At 44.0% G+C, this 17,424-nt stretch carries 18 protein-coding genes and 1 other annotated feature; of the genes, 1 reads left to right on the plus strand and 17 read right to left on the minus strand.

Features of this window, described 5'->3' with window-relative positions; all coding sequences use genetic code 11:
• The 17 genes from CVN76_RS15395 to CVN76_RS15475 all read right to left on the minus strand — a co-directional run.
• Window positions 1–589: ClpX C4-type zinc finger protein (locus tag CVN76_RS15395; protein ID WP_157805423.1), on the minus strand; the 589-nt coding region annotated here is incomplete at its 3' end.
• 432 nt (window positions 590–1,021) lie between these two features.
• Window positions 1,022–2,314 carry a trigger factor gene (gene tig / locus CVN76_RS15400; RefSeq protein ID WP_061143504.1) on the minus strand — a complete coding sequence of 431 codons (1,293 nt, stop codon included), beginning with the start codon at window positions 2,312–2,314 and terminating at the stop codon, window positions 1,022–1,024.
• Window positions 2,315–2,497: 183 nt separating this feature from the next.
• Window positions 2,498–3,529 carry a tetratricopeptide repeat protein gene (locus tag CVN76_RS15405; protein ID WP_100532010.1) on the minus strand — a complete coding sequence of 344 codons (1,032 nt, stop codon included), beginning with the start codon at window positions 3,527–3,529 and terminating at the stop codon, window positions 2,498–2,500.
• A 175-nt stretch (window positions 3,530–3,704) separates the two neighbouring features.
• Window positions 3,705–4,301: a 3-isopropylmalate dehydratase small subunit gene (leuD, locus tag CVN76_RS15410; protein WP_061143506.1), complete on the minus strand. Its 597-nt coding sequence runs from the start codon at window positions 4,299–4,301 to the stop codon at window positions 3,705–3,707.
• Between the two features lie 22 nt (window positions 4,302–4,323).
• A complete protein-coding gene (gene leuC, locus CVN76_RS15415; protein WP_100532011.1) occupies window positions 4,324–5,733 on the minus strand; it encodes a 3-isopropylmalate dehydratase large subunit in 1,410 nt (469 codons plus the stop codon).
• 68 nt (window positions 5,734–5,801) lie between these two features.
• Complete coding sequence (gene leuB, locus CVN76_RS15420) at window positions 5,802–6,914, minus strand: 3-isopropylmalate dehydrogenase (protein ID WP_100532012.1); 1,113 nt, start codon at window positions 6,912–6,914, stop codon at window positions 5,802–5,804.
• Window positions 6,915–6,929: 15 nt separating this feature from the next.
• Window positions 6,930–8,465, minus strand: a complete 1,536-nt coding sequence (locus tag CVN76_RS15425) for a 2-isopropylmalate synthase (protein ID WP_100532013.1) — start codon at window positions 8,463–8,465, stop codon at window positions 6,930–6,932.
• Window positions 8,452–9,480, minus strand: a complete 1,029-nt coding sequence (ilvC, locus tag CVN76_RS15430) for a ketol-acid reductoisomerase (protein WP_061143510.1) — start codon at window positions 9,478–9,480, stop codon at window positions 8,452–8,454. Before ilvC ends, CVN76_RS15425 begins: the two co-directional genes overlap by 14 nt.
• Window positions 9,481–9,534: 54 nt before the next feature.
• The gene (gene ilvN, locus CVN76_RS15435; RefSeq protein ID WP_100532014.1) at window positions 9,535–10,047 is read right to left on the minus strand and encodes an acetolactate synthase small subunit; all 513 of its coding nucleotides are present in this window, start codon (window positions 10,045–10,047) and stop codon (window positions 9,535–9,537) included.
• Window positions 10,048–10,049: 2 nt separating this feature from the next.
• Window positions 10,050–11,765 (minus strand): acetolactate synthase large subunit, encoded by a 1,716-nt coding sequence (gene ilvB / locus CVN76_RS15440; protein ID WP_100532015.1) that lies wholly within the window; start codon window positions 11,763–11,765, stop codon window positions 10,050–10,052.
• A 107-nt stretch (window positions 11,766–11,872) separates the two neighbouring features.
• Window positions 11,873–12,132 (minus strand) — a binding site (T-box leader).
• A 292-nt stretch (window positions 12,133–12,424) separates the two neighbouring features.
• Window positions 12,425–12,913, minus strand: a complete 489-nt coding sequence (locus CVN76_RS15450) for a M15 family metallopeptidase (protein ID WP_100532017.1) — start codon at window positions 12,911–12,913, stop codon at window positions 12,425–12,427.
• 193 nt (window positions 12,914–13,106) lie between these two features.
• Window positions 13,107–13,382 (minus strand): GNAT family N-acetyltransferase, encoded by a 276-nt coding sequence (locus CVN76_RS15455; RefSeq protein ID WP_061143514.1) that lies wholly within the window; start codon window positions 13,380–13,382, stop codon window positions 13,107–13,109.
• A 408-nt stretch (window positions 13,383–13,790) separates the two neighbouring features.
• Window positions 13,791–14,162 (minus strand): YidH family protein, encoded by a 372-nt coding sequence (locus tag CVN76_RS15460; protein WP_232732259.1) that lies wholly within the window; start codon window positions 14,160–14,162, stop codon window positions 13,791–13,793.
• Window positions 14,163–14,209: 47 nt separating this feature from the next.
• A complete protein-coding gene (locus tag CVN76_RS31450) occupies window positions 14,210–14,383 on the minus strand; it encodes a hypothetical protein (protein WP_198512576.1) in 174 nt (57 codons plus the stop codon).
• 504 nt (window positions 14,384–14,887) lie between these two features.
• Window positions 14,888–15,250 carry a GIY-YIG nuclease family protein gene (locus CVN76_RS15465; RefSeq protein WP_061143531.1) on the minus strand — a complete coding sequence of 121 codons (363 nt, stop codon included), beginning with the start codon at window positions 15,248–15,250 and terminating at the stop codon, window positions 14,888–14,890.
• Window positions 15,251–15,267: 17 nt separating this feature from the next.
• Complete coding sequence (locus CVN76_RS15470; RefSeq protein WP_100532018.1) at window positions 15,268–16,008, minus strand: DUF2087 domain-containing protein; 741 nt, start codon at window positions 16,006–16,008, stop codon at window positions 15,268–15,270.
• A 413-nt stretch (window positions 16,009–16,421) separates the two neighbouring features.
• Complete coding sequence (locus CVN76_RS15475) at window positions 16,422–16,622, minus strand: hypothetical protein (RefSeq protein ID WP_061143516.1); 201 nt, start codon at window positions 16,620–16,622, stop codon at window positions 16,422–16,424.
• A 326-nt stretch (window positions 16,623–16,948) separates the two neighbouring features.
• On the opposite strand from CVN76_RS15475, the gene CVN76_RS15480 reads away from it, so the two are divergent.
• Window positions 16,949–17,347: a hypothetical protein gene (locus CVN76_RS15480; protein ID WP_100532019.1), complete on the plus strand. Its 399-nt coding sequence runs from the start codon at window positions 16,949–16,951 to the stop codon at window positions 17,345–17,347.
• Window positions 17,348–17,424: the final 77 nt, after the last annotated feature.

Raw genomic sequence — 17,424 nt, forward strand, 5'->3', positions numbered from 1 at the left:
GCGTAATCGAAGGATTTTCCGATTTACGGGCAACTTTATCGATTTCATCAATATATATGATGCCTTTTTCCGCTTTTTCAACGTCATAATCGGCTGCTTGAATCAATTTAAGGAGGATATTTTCCACATCTTCCCCTACGTATCCAGCTTCCGTCAATGAAGTCGCATCAGCAATGGCAAAAGGAACATTCAATAGACGTGCCAGCGTTTGTGCAAGAAGGGTTTTCCCGCTTCCTGTCGGTCCGATTAGGGCAATGTTACTTTTCGAAAGCTCGACATCGTCGACTTTGCTATTGGAATTGATACGCTTATAATGATTGTAAACCGCAACAGCCAAAGATTTCTTCGCCTGTTCTTGTCCAATCACGTATTCATCAAGAATTTCCCGGATTTCCATAGGTTTAGGTACATCTCTGAATTCCACTTCTTCATCAGTACCAAGTTCTTCCTCGACGATTTCCGTACAAAGCTCGATACACTCGTCACAAATATATACACCTGGACCAGCAACCAGTTTACGGACTTGTTCTTGTGTTTTTCCGCAAAAAGAACATTTCAACTGTCCTTTTTCATCATTAAATTTAAACATGTACGTTCACCCCTTTAAATACTCTTCCAACTCTAGTACATAGCGGTACCCAATCTTAATTGAAAAAAACTAGGCACACCTCTAGTTAAGCATTCCAAATCCCTAGTATGTTTTGCATTTTATCATGTTCTTGGAAGTTTAGTAACAAAAATGCTCACGCGTCCGAGTTGTTAAATAAGTACAATAATCAATCAATATGTATTTGCCCTTTACCAGTATGCCCAAAACTTTTGATTTTTAAAATTAGGATTCGCTGTATAAATATGTATATGCGGTATTAGAACTAATCTACACTGAAATCCAAAAAAAATCAATCAGGAAATAACCGATATTTGAAATTTCCACTAATTCTCAATATGTATAAAACAAGGCACGATTACTCGCGCCTTGTTTTTTTAAAAGAAAATATTAAAATCCGCTTACTTATAAAAATTATTTAGCGTCAACTGTTTTGCTGTTTTCTACCAAGAAGTCAATGGCTTTCTTAATTTTAAGATCGCCTTTGATGCCTTCCAAGTTTCCAAGAGCTTGTTTGATCGCATCAATTTCCATATTGTACATTGTAGCCATTTGTCCAAGCTCGGCTTCTACATCTTCATCAGTCGCTTCAAGCTTTTCAGCTTCAGCGATTGCTTCAAGAGTTAAGCTCGTACGAACTTGTCCTTCAGCTTCTTCTTTCATTTGCGCTTTCAAAGCTTCTTCGTCTTGACCTGAGAATTGGTAGTAAAGTTCTAGATTAAGACCTTGAGATTGAATGCGTTGAGAGAATTCGTTCATCATGCGGTCCACTTCATTGGAAATCATAGCTTCAGGAACGTCCATTTCTGCACCTTCAACAGCTTTGCCAATTACAGTGTTTTGAATGAAGTTTTCTTCTTCATGTTTTTTGTCATGCTCTAATTTATGTTTTGTTTTTTCTTTCAGTTCAGCCAACGTTTCCACTTCGTCGTCAACGTCTTTCGCGAACTCATCATCCAACTCAGGAAGTTGTTTTGTTTTGATTTCGTGAATTTTCACTTTGAATACAGCTGGTTTTCCTGCAAGTTCAGCAGCATGGTATTCTTCAGGGAAAGTAACTTCGATATCTTTTTCAGCGCCAGTTTCAAGACCAACAAGTTGCTCTTCGAATCCTGGGATGAAAGAATTAGAACCGATTTCCAATGAATGGTTTTCGCTAGCTCCGCCTTCGAATGCTTCACCATCAACGAATCCTTCAAAGTCAAGAACAACTGTATCGCCTTCGGCAACTTGTCCTTCTTCTTTCACGACAAGCTCAGCTTGACGCTCTTGTAAAGTTTTCAATTCGTTATCCACATCTTCGTCCGTTACTTCAGTGTTGAACTTTTCAACTTCAACACCTTTGTAATCTCCTAATTTAACTTCTGGCTTAACTGTTACAGTTGCAGTGAAAATTAGGTTTTCGCCTTTTTCCATTTTCTCGATGTCGATTTCTGGACGATCTACAGGCTGAATTCCAGCTTCTTCGACAGCATTTGCGTATGCGTCCGGAAGAATGATATCAAGCGCATCTTGGTAAAGAGATTCTACGCCGAATTTTTTTTCGAACATTTGACGTGGCATTTTACCTTTACGGAAGCCAGGTACGTTTACTTGTTTCACTACTTTTTTGAAAGCTGCGTCTAAACCTTCGTTTACTTTTGCAGCGTCAACTTCGATTGTTAGTACGCCTTGATTACCTTCTTGTTTTTCCCATTTTACAGACATGTGTTTCCCTCCAAAAAATCTATATACTTCAATAATAAGCATTGGATGAATATGCTTTGCAAGTGTTAACAAGTCATCCCTCAAATATACCCAAAAAATCTTGGGTTTCGTCAAAATTAGACGAATTATACATTACAACCACTACATTATACCACAGGTTGATTCTGTTACAACAGCAATAGGTTAAATAATGGGATAAGAAATTTCCTCAATTTCTTTTAAATAGGAAAGAATATCGGCTACGGCTTCCTCTTCTGCGAGGTAAAATCCTGCAATGCCCCCCTCGGAAACTTCACCAGTCATGTATTCCTCCGCCAAGGCATGGTAAGCGGCCGCCCAAGAAGGAATGCTCTCCTGGTCCGGTTCGAAGGGGTATAACAGGAAGGAATGCCGTTCGATTAAACTATGCACCATCTCGAACAAGCTTGGGTTATCTTGACTGATTCTTGCTTCCGTCAGGCTGGTGATCTTCTTATAGAAGTCCGTTTCCTTCAAGCTCTTCAATTCAGTCGGGAGGACCGACTTCGATTCATTGAATTTGCTAAATCTCACTTGTTCGTTATATTCCTGATCGGTCAGAATGTTAAGGAGCATCGTTTTAAAGAAGGGGTGCCCCTCCGATTGCAGAAATTGCTCGATTTGAGGGATAAACGGTCGGATATTGATATGCGTTAGTTTTGAAATGACCAAAAACATTTCATTATCCGTCTTGCCTTCAAAAAGCCCATCCTTTTGCAATTCCGCTGCAATCTGCTGAGTGTTCCTGTCTTCTTCCTCTTTTTTGTCCTCAAGTGCCCGTTTACTGAACTGCAGCATCTTCTCGAATTGTTCCTCTTTGTCGAACGGAATTTGGTTCTCGTCAAACAGCAGCTCGATCGTCGTGACCATTTCCTGATGCTCGCCTAATTGCAGCAGAACCATCAAATAGATATTGATAAGTTGAAAATAGTCACCGATGCCTTTATTCAGCATCTCTTTGCACAATTCCTTCGACTCCTCATAAAACTCCAGTTCGACAAGCGAGACTACGAGCCCCATGCATACCTCATCATCTTCAGGTTCATACTCCCTCGCTTGGCTGAAAAGCTGGGCAGCAGCTTTGAAGTTTCGATTACCTAGCTCATCCAACCCTTTTGCGATCAGCCTTTCACCGAGCTTGGGAAAGGCGATAATCCTAGCTTCTCCGTCCTTTTTTCGATTGTTCTCATTATCCATCCTATTTTCCGCCTCACCGTTCCCTTTTTGAAAAACAGTTTAGCATGTAATAGAAGGAAACACAAAAATTTCCCCGGATCTTCAATGTTATGTGCTGATTTCCGCATTTCAAGCCATAAAAAATCCCGTTTTCTTTCCCAATGGGAAATGAAAACGGGAGATAATCCTTCTGCGCTTATATGGATACAGCTTTGGTTCGTGATTCATAGGCAGAAATCTCTTTGTCATATTGAAGCGTGATGGATATTTCATCCCACCCCTTGACGAGCATTTCCTTCCAGTATGGATGAATGTCAAAGCTTGCTTCGAATCCTTGGTCGTCCTTCAAGGTTTGATTCGGAAGATCGATCGTCAGCTCATGGTCAGGCGCTGATGCAGCCCGCATCAAATGCCTGACTTCATCCGGCGTCAATGCGATCGGAACCATGCCATTTTTCATGCAATTACTTTTGAAAATATCTGCATACGACGGTGCGATGACGATATCGAAGCCGTAGTCTTTCAATGACCATGGAGCATGCTCGCGCGAGGAACCGCAACCGAAGTTTTCACCTGCTATTAAAATGGATGTGTTTTGATTATGGGGTTGATTCAACTCAAAATCAGGACGTTCTTTCCCGTTTTCATCAAAACGCCAGTTATAGAATAAAAATTCCCCAAAGCCGCTGCGCTCGATCCGTTTCAAAAACTGCTTAGGGATAATTTGATCGGTATCCACGTTTTTACGGTCAAGTACCGCCGCTCTTCCTTTATATAAAGTAATGGGTTCCATTCCTTGCACCTCCAATTAAGTGTTAATGAACTTGTTCCGTCTTCTGAAAATTCCTGATATCGACAAATTTCCCATGAATGGCAGCCGCAGCAGCCATGGCAGGACTAACCAAGTGCGTCCTTGCACCTGCACCCTGGCGACCTTCGAAGTTTCGGTTACTGGTCGAGGCACAATGCTCTCCGGCTGGCACGGCATCCGGATTCATGCTCAGACACATGCTGCAGCCTGACTCACGCCACTCAAAACCTGCAGATTTAAAGATTTCATCGAGACCTTCATCTTCCGCTTGCCTTTTTACACTTTGCGAGCCCGGAACGACCATTGCCCTGACCCCTTGATGAACCTCGTGGCCTTCTATCATTTCTGCGGCCTGCCGCAAGTCCTCGATGCGGGAATTCGTACAAGACCCTATGAAAACATGCTGAACCGGAATATCGGTGATCTCCATGCCTTCCTCAAGGCCCATGTACTCAAGTGCACGATTCAATTCCTTCGGATCGATGGTATCCTCGGCAAAGGTCGGCACCTTACCATCCACACCACTGGCCATTCCTGGGTTAGTGCCCCAGCTTACCATTGGTGAAATGAGGCTGCCGTCGAGGATGATTTCTTGGTCATATACAGCATCTTCATCACTGGACAGTGACTTCCAATCCTGAACATGTCGCTCGAATTCCTCCCCTTTCGGCACATATTTACGACCCTTCAAATAAGAAAAAGTCGTTTCATCAGGAGCAACCAGCCCTGCTCTTGCCCCGCCTTCGATGGACATATTGCAGACGGTCATTCGCTCCTCCATCGACATATCCCGGAAAACTTCCCCACAGTATTCAATGATATGCCCCGTGCCAAAATCGACACCGAATTTGGAGATGACATATAAAATGACATCTTTCGCCTTCACACCGTGTCCAAGCGTGCCATTAACCTCCAGCTTTAACGTTCTTGGTTTTGTTTGCCATAGCGTTTGCGTCGCTAATACATGCTCGACCTCACTTGTACCGATTCCAAATGCTATCGATCCGAACGCACCATGTGTGGAGGTATGACTGTCCCCGCAAACAATCGTCATTCCCGGCTGCGTCAGCCCCAATTCCGGGCCGATGACGTGAACGATCCCTTGTTCCGGACTATCCAAGTCAGCAAGGCGGATACCGAACTCCTTACAATTTTGGTCAAGTGCTTCCAGCTGTTTCCTGGCAATATCATCCTCGATGAAATAGCGATTGACGGTCGGAACATTATGATCCATGGTCGCAAAGGTACGGTCCGGCCTCCTGACGGTGCGTCCCTTTAATCTCAACCCTTCAAATGCTTGCGGTGAGGTCACCTCATGTATATATTGAAGGTCTATATACAATAGATCCGGTTTACCTTCCTCTTCATTTACAATATGCCGGTCCCATATTTTCTCTATTATCGACTTTCCCATCCGTATCCACCTCGATCAATCTTATATTTTTTTAAAAAACACGGCCTAATGTTAGGCCGTGAAGACGTTTATGCATAAGCACCCATGATATTGGAAATGGCTTCTTGGTCTAATAGGCTGGCTTTAATTTCGGCAATCATCTCTGAAGTAGTGGTAATATCTCGTTGCCCATTTGCGATATCGCCTGTTCTCAAGCCGTATTCAAGCACCGTTTCCACAGCCTGCTCGACGGCGTGTGCCTCATCCTCCAAACCAAAGGATAACCGCAGCATGGAAGCGGCTGATAAAATGGTCCCGATTGGATTGGCCAAATTTTTGCCAGCAATATCCGGCGCAGAGCCATGAATCGGTTCATATAGATTAGGGCCTTCCGCAGATATCGAAGCCGAAGGAAGCATACCAAGCGAACCGGTCAATACAGACGCCTCATCACTTAAAATGTCACCAAACATATTCTCCGTTACGATAATATCGAATTGTTTCGGGTTTTTAATCAGCTGCATGGCCGCATTATCCACAAGCATATGCTCTAACGTCACATCCGGATAATCTTTGGCGACTTCCTCGGCCGTTTCACGCCACATCCTGCTAGATTCAAGAACATTCGCTTTATCGACGGAGGTGACTTTTTTCTTGCGATTGGAAGCCATTGCGAACGCAAGTTCAATGATGCGCTTCATTTCGCTTTTCTGATAGAAAAGCGTATCGACGACCGCTTCCTTCCCGTCCCTTTCCACTCGTTCGCTTGGTTTTCCAAAATAAAGGCCTCCGGTTAATTCCCTGACGATCACGAAATCCACATCTTCAATGAATTCCTTTTTAAGGGGAGAAGACTCCGACAAGCTGGAATAATAGCTGATTGGACGGATATTGGCATAAAGATTCAAATCTTTACGGATTTTCAGCAACCCCCGTTCCGGCCTTAGGTGCGCTGGCTGATCATCCCATTTCGGGCCTCCGACTGCCCCTAATAATACCGCATCGCTATTTTTGCAAATCTTCACAGTATCATCAGGCAATGGTGAACCTGTAAGATCGATGGCACCGCCGCCAATATCACCATATTGAAAGTCAAATTCGTGTCCGTATCTTTGGGCAACGGCTTCGAGGATTTCTACAGCGCCTCTAGTCACTTCCCTACCGATGCCGTCTCCCTGAAGCACCGCAATATTCCTTTTCATCGAAATCTCCCCTTCCTATTGTAATACTGCTTTTTCTTCCAGTTCCCTCATGATGATGACTCGGTTCACAGCGTTCAAATACGCTTTTGCGGATGCTTCCAGAACGTCCTGATCAAGCCCACGCCCGCTCGTTTCCACACCGTTATAATCAATTTTGACAAAAACCTGAGCAAGGGCATCCATTCCTCCGCCCACCGATTGGATTCGGTAGTCTTGCAGGTTCACTTCACATCCCAAGCATCTCTCGATAGTATTATAGAGGGCCTCGACACTTCCTGCGCCTGTGGCTGCCTCCTGAATTTCTTCATGATCGCCTTTTTTCAATGTTACCGTCGCTGTAGCTGTTTGATGTGTACCATGAGAAATCTGCAAGGAAGTCAATTCATAAAAGCTGAGATCCGCCGCTTTCTCTTCAAGCACAAGTGCCACGATATCTTCATCCGTCATGGTCTTTTTATTATCCGCCAATTCCTTGAATTGAACGAATAACGAGTTCATCTCTTCATCCGTCACGGAAAAATTCAATTCTTGCAATCTCTCTTTGAAGGCATGGCGTCCTGAATGTTTGCCTAATACGAGTGAATTGGAGGATACGCCGACAAGTTCAGGTGATATGATTTCGTATGTCGTTTTTTCTTTTAGCATGCCATCCTGATGAATGCCCGACTCATGGGCATATGCATTGGCACCGATTATCGCTTTATTGGCAGGAACCTGCATCCCCGTCAGGCGGCTGACCAAATCGCTGGTCCGTTTGATTTCATTCAATACGAGGTCCGATTTTGCTTGATAGAAGTCTTTACGGATGTACAGTGCCATGGCCACTTCTTCCAGCGCAACGTTACCGGCACGTTCGCCTATGCCGTTGATCGTTCCTTCGACTTGTGTTGCCCCTCCTTCGATGGCGGCCAATGAATTGGCCGTTGCCATCCCCAGGTCGTCATGGCAGTGTGCCGATAAACTAACCTTATCAATAGAAGGAACATGTTCACGAAGGTACTTGAAAATGTTGCCGTATTCGATAGGAGCGGCATAACCTACCGTGTCAGGTATATTAATGACCTTGGCACCAGCTTGTATGACCGCTTCAACGATTTCCGCCAAGTAGTCCAGCTCCGTTCGACTCGCGTCTTCTGCGGACCACTGTACGATTGGAAAACGGGCCGCACCGTATTTGACCATCTCGACCGACTTCTCAATCACTTGCTGCTTCGTCATTTTCAACTTATATTCACGGTGTATCGGGGAAGTGGCGATGAACGTGTGCAGCCTTGGTTCCGCCCCGATTTTCAATGAATCCCAAGCTGCATCGATATCTCCTTTCACCGCACGCGCCAGCCCTGTGACAGAGCTGTTTTTAATTTTGCGTGCGATTTCCTGGACGGAGTTGAAATCCCCTTTGGATGCTGCCGGAAAACCGGCTTCGATAATATCGACACCCAATCTTTCAAGCTGATAAGCTATTTCAAGTTTTTCGGTGAAATTCAAGTTAACGCCAGCGGATTGCTCCCCATCTCGAAGCGTCGTTTCAAATATATTAATTTTTCGCAACGGCTACCACTTCTTTCTCTTTTTGTTGAGGTTTGACGAATGGCATCATCTTTCTTAATTCACGGCCGACAACTTCGATTTGATGTTGGTTTTCGCGGTTATTGATGGCATTGAAGACCGGACGATTCGCTTGGTTTTCCAAGATCCATCCTTTAGCAAACTCGCCGTCTTGGATATCTTTCAAGATCGCTTTCATGGCTTGTTTCGTCGTTTCCGTCACAACGCGTGGCCCGGAAACGAAATCTCCCCATTGAGCTGTGTCGGAGATCGAATAGCGCATGTTTTCCATCCCGCCTTCATACATAAGGTCGATGATCAATTTCAGTTCATGTAAACACTCGAAGTAGGCTACTTCCGGCTGGTATCCGGCTTCTGTCAGTGTTTCGAAGCCAGCTTTCACAAGCGACGTCAGTCCGCCGCAAAGGACAGCTTGCTCACCGAATAAATCCGTTTCCGTTTCTTCCTGGAATGTCGTTTCCAATCCGCCCGCTCTTAATGCACCGATTGCCCTTGCGTACGCAAGCGCCAATTCCCTTGCTTCGCCCGTAACATTTTGATGGATGGCAAACAATGCCGGCACTCCTGCACCTTGTTCATATGTACGGCGAACTAAATGTCCAGGGCCTTTAGGCGCTACCAATAATACATCTACGTCTGCGGGCGGAACGATTTGATTGAAATGGACGTTGAATCCGTGTGCGAACATTAATGCTTGACCTGCACGCAATACCGGTTTGATTTCGTCTTGATATACTTTAGGCTGGGTTTCATCCGGCAAAAGGTTCATGATTACATCTGCTTGTTCTGCCGCTTCTTTAACCGTGTAAACATTGAATCCGTCTTCCACCGCTTTATCGAAGGACTTTCCTTTCCTGATTCCGATGATCACTTCAACGCCGCTGTCACGAAGGTTTTGTGCGTGTGCGTGCCCTTGAGAACCATATCCGATTACTGCCACCTTTTTATTGTTGAAAAAATTCTCGTTTGCTTCTGCGTTATAATATACTTTTGCCATAATGATTACATCTCCCTTTTCTTTTCATGTTTTGTAGTTTTTTTGTTTTTGGTTTTATACGATGGTTGCGCTTTTTGCATGTGCCAGCTGCATCCCCCGCGGGATGGCAGCTGTTCCTGTTCTTGCCAATTCCTTGATGCCATATGGCTTGATCAATTCAATGAAGGCACCGATTTTATCGGATTCCCCAGTGATTTGAACGGTCAGACTATCTTTGCTGACATCGATTACGGACGCCCGAAACGGTTCGATCAATGCATAAATCTCGGCCCGGCTCTGTGTGGTCACCAATATTTTGATGAGTGCAAGCTCCCTTGCCACAATCGACTGATCCGTGATGTCAATCACTTTCAACACTTCGATTTGCTTGTTCAATTGCTTTGTGATTTGTTCGACGACTGCTGCGTCGTCAACATCGACCACGAAGGTCATTCTTGAAATGCCTTCCTGCTCGGATGGACCGACAGCCATGCTTTCAATGTTATAATTTCTTTTCGTGAACAGGTTCGTAATCCGATTCAGGACACCTGGCCTATTGTTCACGGTGAGGCTAAGAATTCCCTTCATCATTAAACTCCTTCCATCTCATCAAGCCCTTTTCCTTGTGCCACCATCGGAAAAACATTTTCATTTTGCTTTACACGGAAATCAATCAGCACCGGACCATCAGTCGCTAACGCTGAATCCAGGCACGCGCTCGCTTCTTCCTCCGTCGTCACCTTGTACCCCGGAATTCCATATGCATCAGCCAGCTTCACGAAATCCGGATGTGATTGGAAAATACTGTGTGAAAACCGGTTTTCATGGAAGAGTTCCTGCCACTGCCGAACCATTCCAAGCGCGCCATTGTTGACGATGATGATTTTGATCGGCAGCTTCCTTTCGGCAATGACCGAAAGTTCCTGAAGGCACATCTGGAATCCCCCATCCCCCGAAATGGAAAGCACCGTCGCTTTCGGATCGGCCAACTGTGCACCGAGAGCCGAAGGCAACCCAAAGCCCATCGTTCCCAGCCCCCCCGAGGTGACCCATGAATTCGGTTTGTTGAACCGATAGTACTGCGCTGCCCACATTTGATGCTGTCCGACATCCGTCGTAACAATCGCTTCCCCATTTGTTTTTTCATGCAGCATCTGGATGACTCGCTGCGGTTTCAACACACCCTCTTCATGGTCATAGCGCAACGGGAACTCTTCATTCCACTTTGTGAGCTGCACTGTCCATTCACCAATTTCCGGCTTGCTGCCATTTTGGGCAATCAATTCCTTCAGCGCATCCTTCGCACTGCCTACTACCGGAATCTTCGTCGGCACGTTTTTACCGATTTCAGCTGGATCAATATCGATATGGGCTACCGCTGCATGCTGGGCGAACTTGGAAAGATTTCCTGTCAAGCGGTCATCGAACCTGGCCCCGATGTTAATCAGTAAATCACATTTCGATAACGCCATATTGGCGGCGAAGCAGCCATGCATACCGCCCATTCCGATGAAGAGCGGGTGATCGGCAGGAAAGCCTCCCAGACCCAATAAGGTGTGGACGACCGGAATGCCTTGCTGCTCGACATATTCCTTCAATAAATGGGATGCCTTTGCATGCAGGACACCAGCACCCGCTAGGATGACCGGTCTTTTCGCTCCGCTTACGGCTTCGACAAGCTTTCTGATCTGCAGGTAATTCGGAACGGTTGTCGGCTGATAGCCTGGAAGATCCATCTCCGGCTCCGTCTCCACCGATGGCGCTTCTACAATCGCCATATCTTTGGGTATATCGATCAATACAGGGCCAGGCCTTCCGCTTGAAGCGATATAAAAGGCTTCTTTTATGATGCGCGGGAGGTCTTCCGGTTTCCTTACCTGGTAGTTATGCTTGGTGATCGGGGTAGTGATGCCCAAAACATCGGCCTCCTGAAATGCATCTGTCCCAATTACACTGGTTGAGACCTGGCCGGAAATAACGACAAGCGGCAAGGAGTCGATCATGGCATCCGCCAAACCGGTAACAATATTCGTTGCACCTGGGCCTGAGGTGACGATGACCACGCCCGGCTTGCCGGTAATCCTGGCATAACCTTCAGCCGCATGGATGGCGCCTTGTTCATGTCTTGTCAAAATATGAAATAGCCCCGAGCTATAAAGCTTGTCATAAATCGGCAATACGGAACCGCCAGGATAACCAAAGATCACTTCGACATTTTCCTTCTTCAATGCATTCAACAAGAACTCGGCACCACTATAATGCGTCTTTACACTTTTCCGATCAGCTACAACTGATTTTTGTGTCATTACGTAAAAACCTCCTTCGCTTTCTCATCTTTTAAAAATTCTGAATTTTCAGCTTTTTAAGCATACAAAAAAGCCTTCCCACCCCAAATGTACTTGCCTTGGCAAGTTAAAGGGGTGAAAAGGCTTGATGAGCCACTCCACGGTACCACCCTTTTTCGCATGGAATTCCATGCGCACTTCGAACAGCCTATAGCCATTCTCTGTTTTGGTAACGGGTACTGGTACGCACCCGTTCAGCTCTACTAGTCTGACGTTCAAGCTGAAACTCCAAGGTGAGTTCATCTTTCGGGACAATACCGGTTCTCAGCAACCCGGCTCTCTGTGAATGCCTTGTAAAAAGACTACTTATCCTCTTCAATGCTTTTCGCATTATTCAATATTTTTAAGGAACGCTTATGTGTGATGTCTTGTATTTGTGATTATCTTACGCGTATTTCAGAAGGTAGTCAACAGGTTTTTGAGAATTTTTTGATAATTCCAAATTAAAAGATTTGTTGTATACGCTTACATCCCCATCACTGCCACATTCTATAAAAATGTCAATTGAATGATTAATTTTCAAGAAGGTGGGGATTGCACTCAAACATGAATGCTAAAAAAATCTTCCCCGTTTACATGTCTCCTTCAACCAGATAGGTGACAAACCGTATATTTCGCCGTCAGCCTCCTATGTGTCCATCATTTCTAGATACAAGACTCGGCCTCCAGCCTCCTTGGAGATCTCTTACGGAAAGCCCGCCTGACATTTCAAGGTGCGCAATATCGCGGAACAGGGAAAAATCCCCGCCCCAAACAAAACCTAGCGATTTCGCAATGCCCCCTACTCTTGTCCATTTTTCTTCCTCAGTCCATAATGCGCTCCTGCCGTCATCGCCGACGATGACGAAATCAACGGCCAGTCCATAATTATGCAGCGATTGACCCGCTTTGGCATAGGTCACGATCGGCTTTGATTTATTCGTCCTCCCTTGCCCATACAATTGGGCTTGTTCGGCAAAACTGCGATGGCCGAGTGTTATTCGAATCATGATCCCTTCTTCATATGCTGATTTCACCACCTCCAGCATCGACTCTTTCACGACCGGGTTCATTCCGCTTCCCATACATTCGGCTGCGCTATCCAAAAGGGTCTGTAGTTTAATTGCCATACTGCCACCTCCCCTATATTTAATGCATGCAAAACCGTTCGCGGAAAGGCGCTTTATGACAAAGTATGGATGAAGACACTTTTGAGTGATGATTCACCAACCGGAACACGCTGTATATGTCCTAAAAAGGCGAAAGGGCCGGACCCGGAAAGGTTCCGAATAAATCCAGCCCTCCCAGGTCCAGCCCTTTCATTCATTTAGCCCAAACATCCTCGTAATCCGGATGTTTTTCAAACTGTTGTTGAACGAAGGAACATACCGGAACAATTTTCAGGTTTTCCTCACGTGCAAGTGCAACTACTTTTTCAAGAAGGGCATTTCCTATCTTCTGACCGCGAAGCTTGTCAGACACGACAGTATGGTCGACGGTCATTTCATGAACACCTGATTTAAAGAATGTAATTTCTGCTAGCCTTTCGCCATTTTCTTCAACAAAAAAAGAATTCTCTCCTTTTTGGATATCCACCATATGGATGACCTCCTTTTCGATTTCTTTTATTCTATCTCACAAAATGGAAATTAAACAAATCATGAGCCATGTTCAAGACACCACTCATCCTATTCCACCGTTCCCAACCCATAAACCATTGCCGCAAAATGAATGGCACCTACATAGCATGTCAAGTTTTCTACCAAGGTTATTAAAAACGGGCTGCTGACACGATGCTGCAGATCGTTAATTCCAGGTAGCACGAAGCCATACAACGCAACGGATATGCATCACTCAGCGTCCCAGATTATTAGCATCTTGATTTCATTAAGTTTTTCGTTCATCCAACTCAAATGGAAGAAATCTTCCCATTATTATGTAATTTCATTTAAATAATGTAAAAAATAAAAAAACTGCCCTATAATGAGAGGGCAGAACGGGAAGCTTTCATAAAAAGGAAAAATATAAAACGATCATTGATAGCAGAATGACCATGAATATAGCAATAAGTATGACGTTCACGCTGGAGGACTGGAAGGTCCCATCATGTATTTGCCGCCTCTTCTGCAGATAGGCGGACGTTGCCAGCACTGTAATGATAAGACCAAGTGCACACGCGAACATGCCGAGTACAATACTGATCAAGTCAATCCGTGCATCACGATGAACACCAATCGTAAAATGCAGGCTCGTCGTGAGAAAACCAACCCCAACAATCGCGATCACCGTTCTTATCCAAGCTAAAAAGGTTCGTTCATTAGCGAGGTGCTGCTGGGCATATTTCAATTGATTTTTATCCATCTCATCAACTTGCTTCAACCATTTCAATCCCCTCATACACTTAGTCTGACACCCGCTTCATTCAATCATCTTTTAAGGAGCGAAAAGGCCCTGATCATCGAGCCTATGAACATCAGTCCAGCACCGCCAAGCAATAAATAAATACAACGGGTTTTATCAATAACATTCAAAGGATAAAGCAAGGCACACAGTGCAATGATTGTCCCTATACCCGTCATGGTCCATCCTAGTTTTTTCATTTGCAGCTCCTATAATAAATTATTTAGTGAAAGTTTTCTACGAAAACGATACACTCCTCACCACTAGCTTAAACCATTTAAAAACCAACAACAAGTAGACCTTGAAATTATACAAAAAAAAGAACCATAACCGGCTCCCAGTTGAAGATATACCGATCTATTGCACATCTCCATCTATACATATATTTCACCAGGGTAATATGATAAGGCTGTTTCCGCATCCTTTGTTGCTAATCGCGAAGCAATGCGGTGTTGTTGATTTCTTCTCCAATGCCCAGCTTTGCAGAGGGCGGGCGATGAGCTTCCTCGTAAGTGAACGGTCTCACCTGTCGCGCTGCTCACGCAGGAGTCTCGCAATCTGCTCCAATCAACCTTCATTAGTTTCGTTTTAAAAACAACAATTTTCACGAAAGAGCCAATGATAAAGAACCCGCCAATAGCCAGGATCCTTTATCAAGTCAGACCCGTTAAACGAAATAAGGGTATAGAAACTCTTCCAATCCTTTATAGTCCGTTGGCTTTCTCCTTGTTATAGCCTCGTTCCCCATAAGGCTGCACCTTCTCCAGCCACGCTTCTTCAAGTTTTTGCAGTTCCCTTTTGGTATCAAAAAACCCTGTTTCCTTCGGCTTTAATACCTCTAGCACCTCAAAGACAAAAGCATCTTTTCCATAATGATTCCACTCTTCTTGCAGCGCTTTATTGGTACTGGTTCCCATGGATAATTCAAATTGTTTACCTTTCAATGTCTTCAGGTTTCTTGTGCTCGCGATAAACACCTTATGATTATGCTGATTTTTTATTTGATAAATTCCCGCTTCCACTTTCGTCTCTTTAAATAATTGCTTCAATTCTTTTTTACGATCCATATTCCTTACGCCCCCATTCATTTCTTCAGCCAATATTGGCTCCCATCAGGCTTCCGATCCAAGAATTCATATTCTATTAAATATCTTCGCAAAAGAACATGATCATGATAGACGGTTCCTAATATTCGATTGATTTCTTTTTCCTCGTATTTCCGCTCATTTTCAAAGCGATTCGTGATTTCCTGCAGGATGAGCAGTCTTTGTTTTTCCTTAGGCGGGAAAGACTTCAAGGCATCCTTGCTACCGTTAGGGAAAAACTTCTTTATAACCGCCTCCTTTTCATTCTCTGTAACGTTATAACGGTCATCGACCATCCTTGCTTTTTGATGGAGCGGAACGAATGCCGGTGCATGTTCATCTCTCTCTTTCAAAAGTTCCATCATCGCTAAAAAAAGTTTGGCTTGACGCTCCTTCTCCTTCAGAACAAAGCGATGGTTGCGAATGGTCGAAGCACTGCCAATACCCATTTCCTTTTGAACCTCGGCATCGTTCTTCCCTTGGTAAAAAAGACGAAGCAAACGATTTTGATGGTCTGTGAGACCCGTAAGTTTTTTATCAAGATCCATCAAGTATTCAAATACGGACACATGCTCACGTTCAATATGAATTCGCATATAACGCTTCGCTTCATAAAGAACCCCTTCCTCTGGGTATACGATTCCCTTTTGAATCGCATGACCGCACAACAAACATGTATATTGCTCCTCATCTTCCATATACCCTTGTTTAAGTTCATCCTGAGATGCACCCCAAAACATTTCAGCGTTTTCTAAAATAACAAACACTTCCTCTTTTTGTTTACTATATATTAAACATAATATTAATTAGTTTGAAATATGTCAATGTTTTTTCCTTGCGATCGCCTCTGGAAAGCTATGTGCCTGCAGTGCAATGAACCGGTCAATGTCCAATACATCAAACCAGCGGGCAATCGCGATTCAACTTTAGTCTTCATGCAATGCGGAGTGAACGGATAAATTACAATTCCCAAGTCTGTAGATGTAGGCAAATGGAAACTCCATCTTCTTTATCACTCAAAGTGGCAAGAAACGGTCAAGTATCAAAACCCAAAAAAACCTGTAGACAAACTCCACTATCATTCGAGTTTGTCTACAGGTTGGAGCATATGAAACATTAAAGGAAAAGCTAATCCGTTAAAGCTCTTAACGAATTAGCTAGGCACAAACTTCAGTATTCCCTCCAGATAAATCCCTTGCTCCTTGCGCGTGCATTCCCTCAGCTTGATTCTACCTTCGTTCTCTAACTCCTTGGCTAATTGGGCCACTTTAGTTCCATCTTCGGCTATCTCGACTGAAAAGAAATTACCCCGAGTGGAAGTTTGAATGAACTTGAACAAACGATCTTTATTCATTTAAACAACTCCTTATCCATAACAAGTTCGACATAAAAAGCAATCCACCTGCGATATTTTGAAATAAAATACTTCTTACCTGCCTGTGAATATCCGCCGTCCTCGATGGGAAGATTTTAGTTTCAATAAAAAATAAAACATTTTTGTTTTTTTATAAATTACCCAAGACAAAAATCAGCATATAGTCCCGTTTATTCACTATACTTTTCATTATTCGTGGATGAATCACAGGCTTTTTACTTGTTTTTGTTTGTAATTTATCAGAATATTATATACAATGTGGGTGGTTGCAGCCAAAATAACCTTTAATTGGTAGGGGAATTACATTGAGAAAAAGCAAATTAGTATTAACAGGGCTTTTATCATTAGGCATTCTAGGGTATGCAGGCACGGAAACACAAGCTCAGGAGGTACGAAGCTTCTCTGGTTATAATGTTACTTATTCTGGAGCTGAAAAATTTGCACCATATTCGTTGAGAAAATCAAACACTAGAGGCGTTGTTAATCTATCCAACGATTCTGGTACTGCTTGGATTACAGCAAATATGAAAAACTCTGATGGTGTATACAGAGGTGGAACGACTGTCCAAAGAGGAAAGCGGGCCACATTTAAAACTGAGAAGGCCGAGGTAGGGTACAAGTACAAATTAGGGCTAAGAAAAACGAATAACACTGGTGGAGGGAAAGTGACGATAAAAGGTTCTTGGTCTGCAAGTGGCGGTTAAACGTTAATGGAATGTAAAGTGTTGTCCGGAATTTCATTCTTGGGCAACACTCCTTTAAATAATTAAAGCTAGTAGAA

The sequence above is a fragment of the Bacillus sp. mrc49 genome (genome assembly GCF_002803435.1).

What these genes read in the sequence shown, in the direction of transcription:
- tig (WP_061143504.1), bottom strand. Translation starts at nt 2,314, where the DNA reads ATGTCTGTAAAATGGGAAAAACAAGAAGGTAATCAAGGCGTACTAACA.
- CVN76_RS15405 (WP_100532010.1), bottom strand. Translation starts at nt 3,529, where the DNA reads ATGGATAATGAGAACAATCGAAAAAAGGACGGAGAAGCTAGGATTATC.
- leuD (WP_061143506.1), bottom strand. Translation starts at nt 4,301, where the DNA reads ATGGAACCCATTACTTTATATAAAGGAAGAGCGGCGGTACTTGACCGT.
- leuC (WP_100532011.1), bottom strand. Translation starts at nt 5,733, where the DNA reads ATGGGAAAGTCGATAATAGAGAAAATATGGGACCGGCATATTGTAAAT.
- leuB (WP_100532012.1), bottom strand. Translation starts at nt 6,914, where the DNA reads ATGAAAAGGAATATTGCGGTGCTTCAGGGAGACGGCATCGGTAGGGAA.
- ilvC (WP_061143510.1), bottom strand. Translation starts at nt 9,480, where the DNA reads ATGGCAAAAGTATATTATAACGCAGAAGCAAACGAGAATTTTTTCAAC.
- ilvN (WP_100532014.1), bottom strand. Translation starts at nt 10,047, where the DNA reads ATGAAGGGAATTCTTAGCCTCACCGTGAACAATAGGCCAGGTGTCCTG.
- ilvB (WP_100532015.1), bottom strand. Translation starts at nt 11,765, where the DNA reads ATGACACAAAAATCAGTTGTAGCTGATCGGAAAAGTGTAAAGACGCAT.
- CVN76_RS15450 (WP_100532017.1), bottom strand. Translation starts at nt 12,913, where the DNA reads ATGGCAATTAAACTACAGACCCTTTTGGATAGCGCAGCCGAATGTATG.
- CVN76_RS15455 (WP_061143514.1), bottom strand. Translation starts at nt 13,382, where the DNA reads ATGGTGGATATCCAAAAAGGAGAGAATTCTTTTTTTGTTGAAGAAAAT.
- CVN76_RS31450 (WP_198512576.1), bottom strand. Translation starts at nt 14,383, where the DNA reads ATGAAAAAACTAGGATGGACCATGACGGGTATAGGGACAATCATTGCA.
- CVN76_RS15465 (WP_061143531.1), bottom strand. Translation starts at nt 15,250, where the DNA reads ATGGATCGTAAAAAAGAATTGAAGCAATTATTTAAAGAGACGAAAGTG.
- CVN76_RS15470 (WP_100532018.1), bottom strand. Translation starts at nt 16,008, where the DNA reads ATGTTTTGGGGTGCATCTCAGGATGAACTTAAACAAGGGTATATGGAA.
- CVN76_RS15475 (WP_061143516.1), bottom strand. Translation starts at nt 16,622, where the DNA reads ATGAATAAAGATCGTTTGTTCAAGTTCATTCAAACTTCCACTCGGGGT.